Origin of the sequence: Lacinutrix sp., assembly GCF_037625555.1 — a bacterium.
Taxonomy (GTDB): domain Bacteria; phylum Bacteroidota; class Bacteroidia; order Flavobacteriales; family Flavobacteriaceae; genus Lacinutrix.
The window spans coordinates 34,772-50,544 of sequence record NZ_JASJHV010000140.1 but is presented as its reverse complement, the minus strand read 5'-3'; the positions used below and the strand labels follow the sequence as shown (position 1 = coordinate 50,544).

Genomic DNA, 15,773 nt, shown 5'->3' with positions numbered 1-15,773 from the left:
TTAGCGTTTAGAAATCTCATCACGAATTTTTGCCGCTTTTTCGTAGTCTTCGTTTGCAACAGCTTCGTTTAGGAGGTTATTTAATTCTTCTAGAGTATGAGATTTGTAGTCTTCTTTTGTAATATGTTCTAATTCTTCATTAATTATGTCTTCAACTAGAATACTGTCTATATCTGTATCTTCATCTTCTTTACTTGGATCTACCTTTAAGTAGATTCCAGCTTTGTCTAATATGTTTTTATAAGTAAAAATTGATGCTTGAAAACGTAAAGCTAAAGCAATAGCATCACTGGTTCTAGCATCGATTATTTCTTCAATATTATCACGTTCGCAAATTAAGCTAGAATAAAAAACACCATCTACTAATTTATGGATGATAACTTGTTTTACAACAATATCAAATCTATCTGCGAAATTTTTAAATAAGTCGTGAGTGAGTGGACGAGGAGGACTAATTTCTTTTTCAAGAGCAATAGCAATAGATTGTGCTTCAAAAGCACCTATTACGATTGGTAATTTGCGTTCTCCATCTACTTCGTTTAATATTAAAGCATACGCGCCATTTTGTGTTTGGCTGTATGATATTCCTTTTATTTTTAGTCTTACTAAACTCATATATTAAAAATAAAAAAACGATTTAAATTGTAAAATGCAACTTAAACCGCTTTTTTACGAGCACAATTTATAAAAAATTAAGCGTTTGTCGCTTTAAATGCTTTTAATTTTTCGATAAGTGTTGGTACTACTTCAAAAGCATCACCAACAATCCCATAGTCAGCAGCTTTAAAGAAAGGAGCTTCAGGATCTGTATTAATTACAACTTTTACTTTACTAGCGTTTATTCCTGCTAAATGTTGAATTGCTCCAGAAATACCAATAGCTATATATAAATTAGAAGCTACAGGTTTTCCTGTTTGTCCAACGTGTTCACTATGAGGTCTCCAGCCTAAATCACTAACTGGTTTAGAACATGCTGTTGCTGCACCTAGAACTTCGGCTAATTCTTCTATCATTCCCCAATTTTCTGGGCCTTTTAATCCTCGACCAGCTGATACTACTATTTCGGCATCTGCAATTGTTACTTTATCTGTAGCTTTATCTACTGATTGAACTGTTATACCAGATTCTGGAAGTGTAGGAGAAAAATCTTCAGAAGTAGCACTTCCGCTATTTTCAACCAATCCAAAAGCATTATTAGAAACGCCTACTATTTTTACATCTGTATTAATAGTGGTCATATTAAAAGCTTTATTTGTAAACGCTGTACGTTTTACCGTAAATGGAGTTGTGTTTGATGGTACTCCAACTACATTTGAAGCGTAACCTGCGTTTAATCCAACTGCTAAAACAGGAGCTAAATATTTGCTGTCTGCACTTTGGCTAACCACAACTACTTTAGCATCTTCTTTTTCTGCTGCTTGCTTTATAATTGCTGAATATGATTTTGCATTAAATTTATCTAAAGCAGAATTTATAACATTCAATACTTTATCTACTCCATAATTCCCTAATTCGCTTGTATCTGTTGCATTTACTGTAACAGCTGTAACAGTAGTTTTTAATTGGTTTGCTAATGCTTTTGCATAAGAAGCGACCTCTAAAGCTGTCTTCTTAAATTTTCCGTTTTCTGATTCTGTATATACTAAAATTGACATGTTTATTTTTTTTAAGATGATTAAATGACTTTTGCTTCGTTATGAAGTAAGTTTACTAACTCGTCTATGTTTCCTGCGTCTACTAATGTAACAGCACCTTTAGGTGCTGGCTTTTCAAACTGTACAGAAGAAGTGTCTGTGTTTGCATTTGTAGGTTCTATTACAGTTAAAGGTTTTTTACGAGCCATCATTATACCTCTCATGTTTGGAATACGTAAATCGCTTTCTTCAACTAATCCTTTTTGTCCTCCAATTACTAAAGGTAAACTTGTTGAGACTGTTTCTTTTCCTCCATCAATCTCTCTTGAAGCTGAAGCGCTTGTGCCTTCAACTTCTAAATTAATACAGTTAGTTACAAAGTTTGCACCTATTAATTCAGATAACATTCCTGGAACCATAGCTCCATTATAATCAATAGATTCACGACCAGCAATTACTAAATCGTATCCACCATCTTGTGTTACTTTTGCTAATTCTTTAGCAACCTGAAAGCCATCTTTAGCTTCTGTATTTACCCTTATTGCTGCATCTGCACCAATAGCTAAAGCTTTACGTAAAGTAGGTTCTGTTTCTGCACCACCAACATTTACAACATCTACAGTTGCACCTTGTTTCTCTTTAAACCACATGGCACGCGTTAATCCAAACTCATCGTTAGGGTTTATTACAAATTGTACACCATTTGTGTCGAATTTAGAATCTCCATCTGTAAAATTAATTTTTGATGTAGTGTCTGGTACGTGACTTATACACACTAAAATTTTCATATTTTTTTTTTAAAATTAAGACAATTTTTTAAAAAACGCTTTACTATAACGTTATCGCCATAGGTTAAATCTAAGCTTCTTTTTTCAGCTTACGAAGATAAATATTTTATTTCATAAAAATACTATGCACGCATAGTAAATTTTAAATAAATTCTTCTGCTTTAGTTTATAGTTATTCCTATTTTTGTTTCAATATTATAAAGAATATGAAGACAATTCAATTTAGAGATGCTATATGCGAAGCCATGAGTGAAGAAATGCGCAGAGATGAAAGCATTTATTTAATGGGTGAAGAAGTAGCAGAATATAATGGTGCTTACAAAGCATCTAAAGGTATGTTAGATGAGTTTGGTGCCAAAAGAGTAATAGATACTCCTATTGCAGAGCTTGGTTTTGCAGGAATAGCTATTGGTTCTACAATGACAGGTAATAGACCTATTGTAGAATACATGACTTTTAATTTCTCTTTAGTTGGTATTGATCAAATAATAAATAATGCTGCTAAAATTAGACAAATGTCTGGTGGCCAATTTAAATGTCCAATAGTTTTTAGAGGACCAACAGCATCTGCAGGACAACTAGCAGCAACTCATTCTCAAGCTTTCGAGAGTTGGTTTGCCAATACTCCTGGTTTAAAAGTTGTAGTGCCTTCTAATGTTTACGATGCCAAAGGACTATTAAAATCTGCAATTCGTGACGACGATCCAGTAATTTTTATGGAAAGTGAACAAATGTATGGAGACAAAGGCGAAGTTCCAGAAGGAGAGTATACTATCCCATTAGGTGTTGCAGATATAAAAAGAGAAGGAACAGATGTTACTATAGTTTCTTTTGGTAAAATTATTAAAGAAGCTTATAAGGCAGCAGACGAGTTAGCTAAAGAAGGGATTTCTTGCGAAATTATAGATTTACGTACTGTTAGACCTTTAGACAAAGAAGCTATTTTAAAATCTGTTAAAAAAACAAACCGTTTGGTAGTTTTAGAAGAAGCTTGGCCTTTTGGAAATGTTTCTACAGATATTACTTACATGGTTCAAGCTGAAGCTTTCGATTATTTAGACGCACCAGTAGTAAAAATTAATACAGCAGATACTCCTGCTCCATATTCACCAGTATTATTAGCAGAATGGTTACCAGATTATAACGAGGTAATTAAAGCGGTAAAAAAGGTGATGTATAAATAAAAACATTTAAAAAGTTAAAGACAAACTTCATTAGCACATTTGTTGATGAAGTTTTTTGTTTATATCGGAATTCTATGAAAAATAAATTACTTCTATTAATCTTTGCATTAATATCTTTTACTGCCTTAGCACAAACTAAAGTTAGTGGTCATGTGTATGATGAGGCTAACGATCCTGTACCTTATGTTAATATTTATTTTGAAGGCACAAGCATTGGTACAATTACAGATGAGAATGGAACTTATTACATAGAAGATGATGAAACTCATGAGGCCATCGTGTATTCATTTATTGGTTTTCAAACACAAAATGTAAAACTAACACAAAAGGTAAACTACAAGTTTAATGTTGTATTGCTAGAGGATACAGCTACTCTTGATGAAGTTGTTCTTGTAAGTGGTAAGCAACCAAAGAAAAATAATCCTGCAATAGATATTCTTCGTAAAATATGGGCAAATAAAAGAAGCAATGGTTTAAAACAGTATAAACAATACCAATACGATAAATATGAAAAGGTAGAGTTCGATTTAAATACAATTGATAGCGCAACAATGAAAAGTAAATTATTTAAAGGGATGGAATTTATTTTCGAGCAAGTAGATACATCTAAAGTAACTGGTAAAACGTATTTACCAATGTTTATAAACGAGTCTTCTGCGCAAGTTTATGGAGATAATATTATAAAAGAAAAACGCGAGATATTAAAAGGTAACAAAAATTCTGGTTTTAGTAATAACCAAGTTATTATTGATTTTGTTGATGATTTGTATAGTGATTATGATATTTATAATAACTATTTAAAATTTTTCGATAAGAGTTTTACCAGCCCAATTTCTAGAACAGGAATTCAAACCTATAATTATGTTTTAGCAGACAGCTCTTTTATAGATAATAAATGGTGTTATAATATTATTTATTATCCACGTAGAAAAAACGAGTTAACCTTTAAAGGCGATTTTTGGGTTGCAGACACCACTTTTGCTATTAAGAATATTAATATGCAAGCTTCTAAAAGCGCAAATATTAACTGGGTTAAAGAAATATATATTGAACAAGACTTCGATGTTTTAAACGATTCAACATTTTTAATAAAGAGAGATTATTTTATGTCTGATTTTGCTTTTAATAAAAAAGAAAAATCTCAAGGTATTTATGGAAAACGAACAACCTTATATAATAATTATAAGTTTAATGAAGAGAAAGAGCCTAAATTTTATAAAGAAAAAATTTACAGCTTTGATGAAGATTTGTATAACCAAGACGAAGCCTTTTGGGATAAAAACAGAATGGAATCTTTAAGCAAAGATGAACAAGGTGTCTATGTCATGCTTGATTCTTTAAAGAAAACTAAAAAGTTTAAACGATTATATAATTTAGGAAGCATATTAGCTTCTGGCTACATAGAGTTTGATGAGCTAAATTTAGATTATGGGCCTATTTTTTCAACATTTGGTTATAATGAAGTTGAAGGAGTAAGGTTAAGAGGTGGTGGAAGAACCTATTTTGGACAAAACGATTTATGGCGTTTAGAAGGATTTCTAGCTTATGGTTTTAAAGACGATAAATTTAAATATGGCATTTCTGGTAAATGGTTAATAGATAAGAAAAGTAGATTAATTATTTCTGGAGGAAACCGGAGAGATGTAGAGCAAATAGGAGCAAGCTTAACAAGCTCTACAGATGTTTTAGGACGTAGTTTTGCATCTTCATCTGTTGTAAATACAGGAATTAACGATAAGTTAACGACTGTTAATTTAACCACTTTAGCATTAGAAGCAGAAGTGTTTAGAAATTTTGTTACGCGCTTAAGTGGAACCTATAAAACACTAGAGTCTGCATCACCAACCTTTAGTTTAGATTATTTTACAGATGCAAGCCAAACTACAACAGAATCGGAAGTTAAACAATACGAAACTGCTTTATCTCTTTCTTATTTTCCAAAACGAGAAATGACAGGTTTTGGTGTAGAACGTAGAACAAAAAACGATGACTTTGCTAGGCTTTTTGCGCAAGTTACTGTTGGAGATCCAGATTTGTTTAATAGTGATTTCGATTATAAGAAACTACAGTTTTCTTACTACCAACCATGGGCTTTGGGTAGTTTAGGTCGCTTAACAACTAGTCTTGAGGTAGGTAAAACGTACGGAGAAGTTCCATTAGGCTTAATGAGTGTTGTACCTGGAAACCAAAGTTATTTTTCAATATATAATACGTTTTCTAATTTAGATTTTTATGAATTTGTAACAGATGAATATGCCACGCTTCATGTAGAACATAATTTTAATGGACGTTTGTTTTCAAGAATTCCTTTGCTTAAAAAATATAACCTTAGAGCTATTGTTGGATTTAGAGGAGTCATGGGTAACGTGTCGCAACAAAATAGAGACATAAATGCTTCAGGTTTAGTTTATGTTGCTCCAAACAAAGAAGCTTATTACGAATACAGCGTTGGTGTTGGTAATATTTTTAAAGTCTTTAGAATAGATTTTAACTTTAGAGGAAATTATTTAGATCCAATTGTAAATCCTGATGCTAGAAAATTTGGTGTAACAGGTAGCTTTGGGTTTTATTTTTAATCCACATAATACTTAGAGTATATAAAAATAGGCTTCCATTTGGAAGCCTATTTTTATATTTTTTAGTCTTAAATATTAAGTTTTAAAATGAAGTAGCTAGATTTAAAGAAAGACCTGTGTTTTCTGGTACAATTCTACAAACACCACCAACACATAGTAAGCCACCACGTTGTCTTCCGTAATTTAAAGCAACACGAGTAGCACCTTTAGTATAGCTGCCACCAATATTATAATAATGTGCCTTTGTTTCTGTGCTAAACTCATTATCATTACCATAATCATAAATATCTGAAACGTAAAAGCCTAGTCTTCTATTTGCAATATATTCTAAAGTTCCACCTACCCAGTTTTTTCTGTCCTGTTTTGTCCATAAATGTTGTGCTTCTACTCTAAAAGATTTTCCTTTACCTAGCTTGTGTGTAACATCAAAAATAGCAACTTGAGATTTTATGTCACCATCTGTGCCTAGGTTTCCTCCCAAGGCAACACCTTTATCAATAATAGAGTTTATATATGTGAAAATTGAAGACCAATTTTTAGATATTTTCTTTCTTACTTCAAAGTTAAAGTCTCTGTTTAAGCGCTTACCAAACTTTAAAAACTCGGCATTGTAAGTAGATTCTGCCTGATCAAACTCGGCATCTAAGAGTGCCCAATATGCAAAGTTGGCTGTAAATTTTGTTCCATATTTACCACCTAAAGTAGAGCCTTTTTTAAAGTTGGAAAAAACATCAAGGTTGTTACCTATTTCTCCGGCTTGTCCACCAAAATTTTGTAAAAATAATCCAGGCTGTACATTATAGATATATATGTTTGCTAAAGAATAGTCTTGCTGTTTAGTTAAAGTAGGAAGGTAATTAAAGTTTTGCATGTTAAATTGAAACTCAACAGAAGAAATATCTGCTGCATTTCTTTCAGCAGTAGAAACCATGTTTTCTATACGTCTAAATGTAGAAATAACTCCTAATCCTTTTTTACTATATCCTGCTGTAAAAATAAGGGCGTTTCCATCAAAATATTTTCCTTCAAGAACGCCAGTTCCTGGTAAAGAAGGAGGGATAAAAGAAACATCTTCTCCTTTTAAAGCATATTCTGTTTTAAAATAAACATTCCCTAAATCTAAATCTAATCTAGCTGAGTAAGAATTTATCATTTCAGGAAAAGCAGAAGTGTCAAACTCGTAATCTGGATCAAACTCATCTACTGGAGGCGTAAAATCTTCTTGTTTGCCTACGTAGCTAAAGCCTAAATTTAAACGATTTACACCTTTGATTTCTAATACTTTTGAAACATCAAAATTAGCATCAAAACCAAAAATATCACTATCGGATACATTAAAAGCAATACGTTGTTGCCCATATAATGCTGTAACATCAAAATAGTCTGTAGGAGCATATTTAACACGTCCACCTCTTAAAGCTGTATTAAGACCTAGTTGTCTTTCTTCAAAGGCACGTAGTAATAAACCGCTACCAAATTGTTCATAAAAGTAACCTGCTGTAACGTCTAATTGCTCGTTTCTAAAATTAGCATAATAGGTTGCTATTTGTGTATCGTTATATTCTGGATAATAGTTAATAAGTGGAAAAGGTTCGTAACTTTCAGCTTGTAAGCCTACTGTAAAGTTCTTTAAAAAATTATAATCTAAGCGTAAATAACTATTAACTCTTACGTGTTCATCTCTTAAATCAAATTCAGCAATGGGATCTACAAACTCACCTAATTTAGAGTCATTAGTGTACCACTGCGCATTAGTTTCTAAATTACCAGAAAGGTTATCTAAAAATTGTGAAAATATCGTATTGTCTTCTGTATCTGTTTCTTGTGCAAAACTTACAATAGGAAGTATTAGCACAATGAAAATTGCGATTTTTTTCATTTAGGTTGGTTGGTTGATTAGTTTTTGTAGTTTAAAAATGTTTTTTGATTTCTTCGAATAATTCGTCTTCAGCTCCAGGTGTATAGCCAGAATGTCTATACACAATTTTTCCGTTTTTTATTATTAATGTAAGTGGAACAGTTGCTGCTCCTAATTCTCTTTTGAGGTCATTATTAGTGTCTAGTAAGATGTCAAATTCCCATGATTTTCCATTTACTAAAGGCTTTACGCGATTTACAGTTCTAGAGTCATCTACAGAAACAGCATATAGTTTTACATTTGTTTCTTCCTGCCAATCTGTATAAACATCATTTATTGCATCTAATTCGTTCTTGCAAGGTACACACCAAGTAGCCCATAATGAGACAACAATAAGATCATTGTCTTTACTTATTTTTTGTAAGCTAGTTGTGTTTCCATCTAAAGTTTTAATTTCTATAGAAGGTAAAGTTTCTTGAGCTGTAACATTAATAGTTATAGCAGTTAATAATAAAAGAAGGAATTGTTTCATTTGATATATTATTAAATATTTTTTATAAAATTAGTGATTTATTTTTGAATTTTTTGATAAATATGTTATAGATTAGAACATTGAAACAAAAATTGTCTGAGATAATGGATAATTAGTATTTATTAACAAAACACATACCAAAATGAGAGTAAAAAGTATTTTAAAAGAATTAGTAGTATTAACCTTCGTGGTTTTTGCATTTGCATGTAGCGGTTCTGATGATGGAAGTGGAGATGGAAATGGTGGAGGTGGAGGAGGAGCTGCGGCAACTTCAATTACTGTAACAGGTAACCCATCTAGTGCTCTTACAGGAGAAGCTGTAACTTTTACTGTTGTAAACAATTTAGGTACAGATGTCACTTCAAGTTCAGTGCTAACACTTGGAGGTGCAGTAATTGCAAATCCTTACACATTTACTTCTGCTGCAGATTTTACTGTTACTGCTACTAATGGTAGTCTAACTAATTCTGTAACTATAAATGTTCAAGAAGCAAGTACTCCAACTGCATTAACTCTTACAACAAATGTAAATGATTTTTGGTTTGATTCAGGAAGTGCTGCTTTTGTAGTAACAGATAACTTTGGAGTTAACCAAACTGGTTTGGTTACTTATACTGCAGAGTCTGGAACATTAACGAATCCTGCTACTTTTGCAAGTGCTGGTACATATAATGTTTATGCAACTTATGTATTACCTGATGGTTCTGATTTAGTTTCTAATACAGTTGTTTTAAATGCAGTAGCATCTACACATACAACTAAAGTTATGATTGAAGATTATACAGGTACATGGTGTGGTTATTGCCCAAGAGTTGCTTCTTCTTTAGAAGATGCAGTAAACCAAAACGGTAATATTATACCAGTAGCAATACATGATGATAACCAAATGTTATTTCCATATGCTAACCAAATGGAAAGTGCTTTTGGTGTTAATGGATTTCCAACTGCTAAAATTAATAGAACAACAACGTGGAATGAAAACTTTAACCAATTGTCTTCACACATAAATACGAGACAAAATATGGGATTATCAATTACTTCTTCTCTTTCTGGCTCTACAATTACTGCTGAGGTAAACGTACACTATGATTTAAAAGCAAGTTCAGATAATAGAATTGTTGTTTATTTATTAGAGAATGGTTTAGTTTACAACCAAGTAAACTATTATAATGGAGATTCTTCAAGCCCTTGGTACCAAACAGGTAATCCAATTGTAGGTTTTGTACATGATCATGTAGCACGTACTGTTTTTACAGATGTTTTTGGTGATGCAATACCAGCGGCAGATTCTGATACAGGGAGCACACACACAGCTAACTATACTTTAACTGTTCCTGGAACAGTTCAAGATACAAGTGAATTAGAGCTTGTTGCTTTTGTAGTTGGCCCAGATAACAAAGCGTTAAATGTTCAAAAAGCTGATTTAGGAGAGAATAAAGATTTCGACTAATATTGTTTTATATATAGAAAAAGGCTTCCATGTTTGGAGGCCTTTTTTTTGTTTAATTATCTAGTTAATTTTACTTTTAAAACAAGACTAAAAAAAAGCGAACCATTTTGGTCGCGCTTTTTTTATACATTATTATCTCCTTTTAAAAGTAGTGTTTTTATACTATGGGTGTATTGTATTAAATGGTGGTTTGTATATTGCTTTATGAGTCCTAAGAATCATGTAGAAATTCAATTTGATGCAATGCTAGAGACTTCTAGGTTTATTCAAATTTTTATTTGTTGTTAATCTTCTGGTAATTGTTCTTGTATTTGATACGTACTAAAGTTTAAAAAATTACTCGGGTGAACTAAAACATTCTGAAGCACAAAAGGTGTGTCTGGTTCTGTTCCTGTATATTGAGTTTTTCCATCCATGTTTATGTCATTAGAACTGTATCCATTCACCACGTATGTTGGTAAATTAAGTAAGTTTCCCAAATCACTTAATACTTCAGACAAAATACTTATAATGTCTGGAGTGACTCCAGAATACTGTACTACAGTATCACTATTTACATTCCCTGCCCACATTGCTAATGTGTCTGAAGGCATTCCAAAGTTAGTTTGTGCATTAGAGCCAAATGTAATTGGTTTAGTTACGTCGCTAAAATTAATACTTGTAGTAATTATCGATAACGCTATAGGTGTACTTGATATAATACTTAAATGGTTTCTATGTTTAATAGCAACATAGTAATTAGTACCTGGAACATCGAATGCAAGACTAGAAATACCATCAATATCTAAAATATCACCATCTCTTTGTAATAATGCTGATTTTTCTGCAATTATCGATGTGTTATCATTTGCATCTCGTAGTTCTACCCATACCCAATCAATAATATTATCCTCAAGAGCTCCAGTGCCAGTAATACCAACACTATAAAAATGTTAGTTGGAATGCTAATGGTGTCGCTATAAGGACTAATTGCAGGTATTAATCGTCACGCATTAAGTTTTCTTCGCCTGTATTTGGGTTTAATGCAGGTCCTAGTACCTCAAGATGTTTTAGGTATAAGTAGAACTGCTTCTCCAGACTTAGGTGCTTACCAGCATATTACTTTTGATTAGAAATAATCTATGAATTTTTTTGTTTGAATTATGTTAAACAAAATAGATTTACTGTAAAACAACCTTTTTAGTAGTTAATTTTCCATCTTCATCTTTTAAACTAAACAAATAAACACCTTTTGCATAATTGCTAATATCAACTTTGTTTTTATTAGGTGTAAGTACTTGTTCTAATAATTGTCTACCTAAAATATTATAGACTATTAATTTAGTTTTTGATTTAATATTATTAATAGTTACTTTACCATTAGTTGGGTTTGGATGTACGCTTAATTTAGGTGCTTGAAGAACAATCTTAACACTTAAGTCTCCTTTTTTTAATATTTCGTCTAACGCAAATTCTACATTTCCCGAAGTTAATGTTACGTGAGGTTCGTTATTGTCTGGCATATACCAGTTTACAAATGGTGTTTGTGAGTTAGTGGTTGTAATTCCATCCCAAGGTGTATCTCCTATTCCTAAATTAATATTTTGAAACCAATTTATGTTTGGGTTTGTATTTAAAGCCATACCACTAACTGTTGGAATAAAATTAAAATAATCTGTAGATAATGAGGCAAAAAACGCATCAATTGTTGCATCTGTTCCAACCATTCCAGCTGCTAGAGCACCTAAGTCAAATAGGCCTCCAGGAGCTGCATCTACACCATTAGAATATAAAAAAGCTCTAGAGTCTGGCTCTGCATTAATGTCACAAAAACAAATCCAAGGAGCATTTATCCATATATCATCAATTTTAATAGTCTGATTGGCTAATGGTGTAAACCAAGTATCAAAATAGGCATCTGTTAAGGTTGCTACTCCTGGCAAAAATGCATCAATTACTTTGTTTCCAGGAATTAAATCGTTTCCGTTTTTATCCTGATAAGGGTTTCCAATTCCACTTCCATTAATGAGGGAAACATTTCTTGTTGTTTCAGGAAAACCAGTACTTGTCATGCTATTAATACTGTTAAAAAATATAGTTGAGTAAGGGTGTGCTACTGGTAGTAGAATATTTGAATTAAATTCTGCAATTTCTCCATTTGCTAAATGTGGTTCAAAATGATCTGTAAGCATTTGCCTTGCTGCAGCCGATTTTAACATTCCATCTACAATTGGTCTAACGGCTTCAAGACTAAAATCACCAACCCATGTATCTAGACCGTATCCTAAGTAGTTGAATAAATGTTGAAAACCAATTGGCACATTTGCACCTAAATGAGGAGAGTCGAAAGATAGCCATAAACGTGTTTCGTGGTCAATAGAATTAGCTTCCATATAATTTAAAGCGTATCGAGTTATAAGTCCACCCATGCTTGGGCCAATAATAACATTCTCCTCGCTACCTATTTTTTGCGAATTAATTAAATTTATTACTTCGACTACACTAAAAGCATTGCGCTCAATAAAATCTGCACCACCATCTACTAATAAACTTCCAGGATAATCAAGTACATCTATAACAGTATCTCCATTAACATCTGTCGAGTTTTCCAGAGATTGTAATGTTCCATTAGATAAAAGAAAGTAGGAAGGGAAATTAATTAAGACCACATCATAGTCATCATTATTTCTTACTTGGTCTGCAAGATTTTGTGTTGTACCATTATCGTCAAAATTTAATAAATCATATATTCCAGATATATTTCTTGTATCGCTTGGATCGAAACCATCAATAATAAAAATGGGCTTGTCTAAACTATTGTCTGCACCTAAAAAAACTTCATATTCAGCCAAACCAGCGTGTGATATTGCTCCATTATAATTAGATAAATTGGCAACAATAGAAGATGTAATATCAGATGGAGTCATTTTATTTTGAGAACTTAAATCTTTTTTAGAGTTTTCAATAATAATGCTTGAATACCTTGTTGTAATTTCTCCATTAGATAATTTTATATTGAATATGATGTTTTTTTTGCCTTCTACTGTATAATTTACTGTAACTGGTGTATTAAAATTTAATTCTATAAATCCATTACCATTATTAAAATCGGCCTGAATAGAAACAATAGAGTTGTTTGTGTTATTTATATAGAAATCATCATTTAAAACATAAGTGGTGTTTAAGCCTCTTTTAGTTGAGGCTAATGGAGCGATAAGCGTTGATGTATTGTAGTTGAAAATATAATCAGTATTTATCCTGCTAACAAGGCCATTATTTACAGAAACGTCATTGTTTTTAAGATTGTTTTTGTTTAAGGCTTCATATTCTATATGCATTAGCCCAATACTAATAATGCTAGAAGAATTAATTGGAATATTAAAGCGTTGCAGATTCTTAAAGTTGTTAAACAACTCATTATTGTTATTAGCAAACTCTTTATATTGTTGAATGAAACCAAGCATAGAATAAGTATCACTATTTTTTGCTATAGATGATAATGGACTGGCATTTTCAACAAAAAGATTAGTTTTTAAATCAGATACATCAAACCCAGAGTAGTCTAATGGTTGGAATTTTTGCGAATAACAAAATGAGGAGTATAGTAGAATTGCAATAAAGTAGATTTGTTTCATGGTAACTTTTTTAATAAAGTAAAATACAATATACATAATTTTAAATTCGCGCTTTAAACATAGATTAATCGAGGCGAAAAATAAAAAACCCAGAGCTATATGCTTTGGGTTTTTTAATAATTATAATAAAAATGGCTATTATCCTAAAAATGGATATCTGTAATCTGTAGGTGTTACAAATGTTTCTTTAATCATTCTTGGCGACACCCAACGCTGTAGGTTTAAAATACTACCTGCTTTATCATTTGTTCCAGAGCCTCTAGCTCCACCAAATGGTTGTTGTCCAACAACAGCACCTGTAGGTTTGTCGTTTATATAAAAGTTTCCAGCACAATTTTGAAGTGCTTTTGTTGCCTCTACTACAGCATAACGGTCTGCAGCTAAAATAGCTCCAGTTAATGCATAATCAGATGTTTCATCAACTAGTTTTAATGTTTCAGAGAATTTATTATCATCAAAAACATAAATTGTCATTACAGGTCCAAATAGCTCATCGCACATTGTAGTGTATTTAGGGTCGTCTGTTACAATAACTGTTGGCTCAATAAAGTAACCTTTGCTTTTGTCGTAACCTCCACCAACAATAATATCTGCATTTTTGTCTGCTTGAGCTTGATCAATATATTTTGCTAACTTATCAAAAGAACCTTCATGAATTACGGCAGTAATAAAGTTTTCCATATTTGCTGGAGAACCCATTTTAAAAGATTTTACATCTTTAACTAATTGCTCTTTAACTTCATTCCAAATACTTTTAGAAATATAAGCACGAGAAGCTGCACTACATTTTTGTCCTTGAAACTCAAAAGCACCACGCGCAATTGCTGTAGCTACCTGAATTGGATTTGCTGTTTTGTGTGCAACAATAAAATCTTTCCCACCAGTTTCACCAACAATTTTAGGATATGTTTTGTAGTTATGAATATTGTTACCAATTTGTTTCCAAAGTTCTTTAAATATGTAAGTTGATCCAGTAAAGTGTAATCCTGAAAAATCTGGACTTGCTAATACAATATCAGTAATCATTTTTGGATCCCCAAAAACAACGTTTATTACACCTGGAGGAACTCCAGCTTCTTCAAATACATCCATAATAACTTTTGCAGAATAGATTTGAGAGTCACTTGGTTTCCATAAAACAACGTTACCCATCATTGCCATACAAGATGGAAGATTTCCAGCAATAGCGGTAAAGTTAAACGGTGAGACTGCGTATACAAAACCTTCTAAAGGTCTATATTCAAGTCTGTTCCATGCATCACTTGTACTTTCTGGCTGTTCTTGAAACATATCTGTCATGTACTGTACGTTATAGCGTAAAAAATCTATAAGTTCACATGAAGCATCAATTTCTGCTTGGTGTATTGTTTTAGATTGTGCCATCATTGTAGCGGCATTTATTCTAGCTCTATATGGTCCAGCAATTAACTCAGCAGCTTTTAAAAAGATACCTGCTCTGTGTTCCCATGGCATGTTTGCCCAATTTTCTTTTGCTGCTAATGCAGTAGAAATAGCCTCATCAATATGAGATATTTCTGCTAAATGGTAGTGACCAACAACATGTTTGTGATCATGAGGTGGTGACATAGGTTTTGTGTTTCCAGTTGAAACATCTTTACCATTAATGTACATTGGCACGTCTAATACACTATTATACATTTTTTGGTAAGCTTTCGAAATTGCTTCGCGATATTTGCATCCAGGAGCGTAAGCTCTTACAGGTTCGTTTACTGCAATAGGTACATTAAAAAATCCTTTTCCCATTTTATTTGTTGTTTTTATTTGTAAAAAATTGAAGTCCAAAGTTACAAAATTTTTATAGATTTAAAACTTAAGAAAACGTCAAACAATTCTTAATTTTTTGTAAATTGTCATTCTTTTTTCTGACTATCAATATATGTGTACAGTAAGTCTTTTTTTTAAAAACAAATACGATTTTGTCTTAACTTCAAATTGAGACGAAGCACCAAATAGGAATGCATTATCGCCATGTTTTCATACTATTAAAACTACTGAATTGTTGATACCAAAAGATGAGCAGTCTGGAGGAAGTTGGATAGGAGCTAGTAATAAGAATAGAGTTGTATGTCTGTTAAATGGAGGGTTTGTGCTTCATTAGAGAAAACAACAATACAGA

At 32.1% G+C, this 15,773-nt stretch carries 11 protein-coding genes and 1 pseudogene; 4 read left to right on the top strand and 8 right to left on the bottom strand.

Annotated features, from left to right (window positions below):
- From QNK89_RS11710 to QNK89_RS11700, 3 genes are all read right to left on the bottom strand, one after another.
- Nucleotides 1-615: a bifunctional nuclease family protein gene (locus QNK89_RS11710; RefSeq protein WP_340171349.1), complete on the bottom strand. Its 615-nt coding sequence runs from the start codon at nt 613-615 to the stop codon at nt 1-3.
- 77 nt (nt 616-692) lie between these two features.
- The gene (locus tag QNK89_RS11705; protein WP_340171348.1) at nt 693-1,655 is read right to left on the bottom strand and encodes an electron transfer flavoprotein subunit alpha/FixB family protein; all 963 of its coding nucleotides are present in this window, start codon (nt 1,653-1,655) and stop codon (nt 693-695) included.
- A 20-nt stretch (nt 1,656-1,675) separates the two neighbouring features.
- Nucleotides 1,676-2,422 carry an electron transfer flavoprotein subunit beta/FixA family protein gene (locus tag QNK89_RS11700; protein WP_340171347.1) on the bottom strand — a complete coding sequence of 249 codons (747 nt, stop codon included), beginning with the start codon at nt 2,420-2,422 and terminating at the stop codon, nt 1,676-1,678.
- A gap of 206 nt (nt 2,423-2,628) precedes the next feature.
- Here QNK89_RS11700 and QNK89_RS11695 point away from each other — a divergent pair, with 206 nt between their 5' ends.
- Together QNK89_RS11695 and QNK89_RS11690 are read left to right on the top strand one after the other, a co-directional pair.
- Complete coding sequence (locus QNK89_RS11695) at nt 2,629-3,606, top strand: pyruvate dehydrogenase complex E1 component subunit beta (RefSeq protein ID WP_340171346.1); 978 nt, start codon at nt 2,629-2,631, stop codon at nt 3,604-3,606.
- Nucleotides 3,607-3,680: 74 nt separating this feature from the next.
- Complete coding sequence (locus tag QNK89_RS11690; RefSeq protein WP_340171345.1) at nt 3,681-6,182, top strand: DUF5686 family protein; 2,502 nt, start codon at nt 3,681-3,683, stop codon at nt 6,180-6,182.
- Between the two features lie 82 nt (nt 6,183-6,264).
- Here QNK89_RS11690 and QNK89_RS11685 read toward each other — a convergent pair whose 3' ends face one another.
- Both QNK89_RS11685 and QNK89_RS11680 read right to left on the bottom strand, forming a co-directional pair.
- Entirely contained in the window at nt 6,265-8,061 is a 1,797-nt protein-coding gene (locus QNK89_RS11685; RefSeq protein WP_340171344.1) for a DUF6029 family protein, read from the bottom strand.
- A gap of 31 nt (nt 8,062-8,092) precedes the next feature.
- Nucleotides 8,093-8,572, bottom strand: coding sequence for a TlpA disulfide reductase family protein (locus QNK89_RS11680; protein ID WP_340171343.1), 480 nt, complete (start codon nt 8,570-8,572; stop codon nt 8,093-8,095).
- 142 nt (nt 8,573-8,714) lie between these two features.
- On the opposite strand from QNK89_RS11680, the gene QNK89_RS11675 reads away from it, so the two are divergent.
- The gene (locus tag QNK89_RS11675; protein WP_340171342.1) at nt 8,715-10,022 is read left to right on the top strand and encodes an Omp28-related outer membrane protein; all 1,308 of its coding nucleotides are present in this window, start codon (nt 8,715-8,717) and stop codon (nt 10,020-10,022) included.
- A 284-nt stretch (nt 10,023-10,306) separates the two neighbouring features.
- Here QNK89_RS11675 and QNK89_RS11670 read toward each other — a convergent pair whose 3' ends face one another.
- From QNK89_RS11670 to pruA, 3 genes are all read right to left on the bottom strand, one after another.
- Nucleotides 10,307-10,615: a hypothetical protein gene (locus tag QNK89_RS11670; RefSeq protein WP_340171341.1), complete on the bottom strand. Its 309-nt coding sequence runs from the start codon at nt 10,613-10,615 to the stop codon at nt 10,307-10,309.
- 567 nt (nt 10,616-11,182) lie between these two features.
- Nucleotides 11,183-13,636: a T9SS type A sorting domain-containing protein gene (locus QNK89_RS11665; protein ID WP_340171340.1), complete on the bottom strand. Its 2,454-nt coding sequence runs from the start codon at nt 13,634-13,636 to the stop codon at nt 11,183-11,185.
- A 138-nt stretch (nt 13,637-13,774) separates the two neighbouring features.
- Complete coding sequence (gene pruA / locus QNK89_RS11660; protein ID WP_340171339.1) at nt 13,775-15,400, bottom strand: L-glutamate gamma-semialdehyde dehydrogenase; 1,626 nt, start codon at nt 15,398-15,400, stop codon at nt 13,775-13,777.
- Between the two features lie 205 nt (nt 15,401-15,605).
- On the opposite strand from pruA, the pseudogene QNK89_RS11655 reads away from it, so the two are divergent.
- Nucleotides 15,606-15,755 (top strand): annotated as a pseudogene (locus QNK89_RS11655) (hypothetical protein); the annotation flags it as partial.
- Nucleotides 15,756-15,773: the final 18 nt, after the last annotated feature.

Coding starts and splice junctions, on each gene's coding strand:
- QNK89_RS11690 (WP_340171345.1), top strand. CDS start 3,681: ATGAAAAATAAATTACTTCTATTAATCTTTGCATTAATATCTTTTACT.
- pruA (WP_340171339.1), bottom strand. CDS start 15,400: ATGGGAAAAGGATTTTTTAATGTACCTATTGCAGTAAACGAACCTGTA.
- QNK89_RS11695 (WP_340171346.1), top strand. CDS start 2,629: ATGAAGACAATTCAATTTAGAGATGCTATATGCGAAGCCATGAGTGAA.
- QNK89_RS11700 (WP_340171347.1), bottom strand. CDS start 2,422: ATGAAAATTTTAGTGTGTATAAGTCACGTACCAGACACTACATCAAAA.
- QNK89_RS11705 (WP_340171348.1), bottom strand. CDS start 1,655: ATGTCAATTTTAGTATATACAGAATCAGAAAACGGAAAATTTAAGAAG.
- QNK89_RS11670 (WP_340171341.1), bottom strand. CDS start 10,615: ATGCCTTCAGACACATTAGCAATGTGGGCAGGGAATGTAAATAGTGAT.
- QNK89_RS11710 (WP_340171349.1), bottom strand. CDS start 615: ATGAGTTTAGTAAGACTAAAAATAAAAGGAATATCATACAGCCAAACA.
- QNK89_RS11675 (WP_340171342.1), top strand. CDS start 8,715: ATGAGAGTAAAAAGTATTTTAAAAGAATTAGTAGTATTAACCTTCGTG.
- QNK89_RS11665 (WP_340171340.1), bottom strand. CDS start 13,636: ATGAAACAAATCTACTTTATTGCAATTCTACTATACTCCTCATTTTGT.
- QNK89_RS11685 (WP_340171344.1), bottom strand. CDS start 8,061: ATGAAAAAAATCGCAATTTTCATTGTGCTAATACTTCCTATTGTAAGT.
- QNK89_RS11680 (WP_340171343.1), bottom strand. CDS start 8,572: ATGAAACAATTCCTTCTTTTATTATTAACTGCTATAACTATTAATGTT.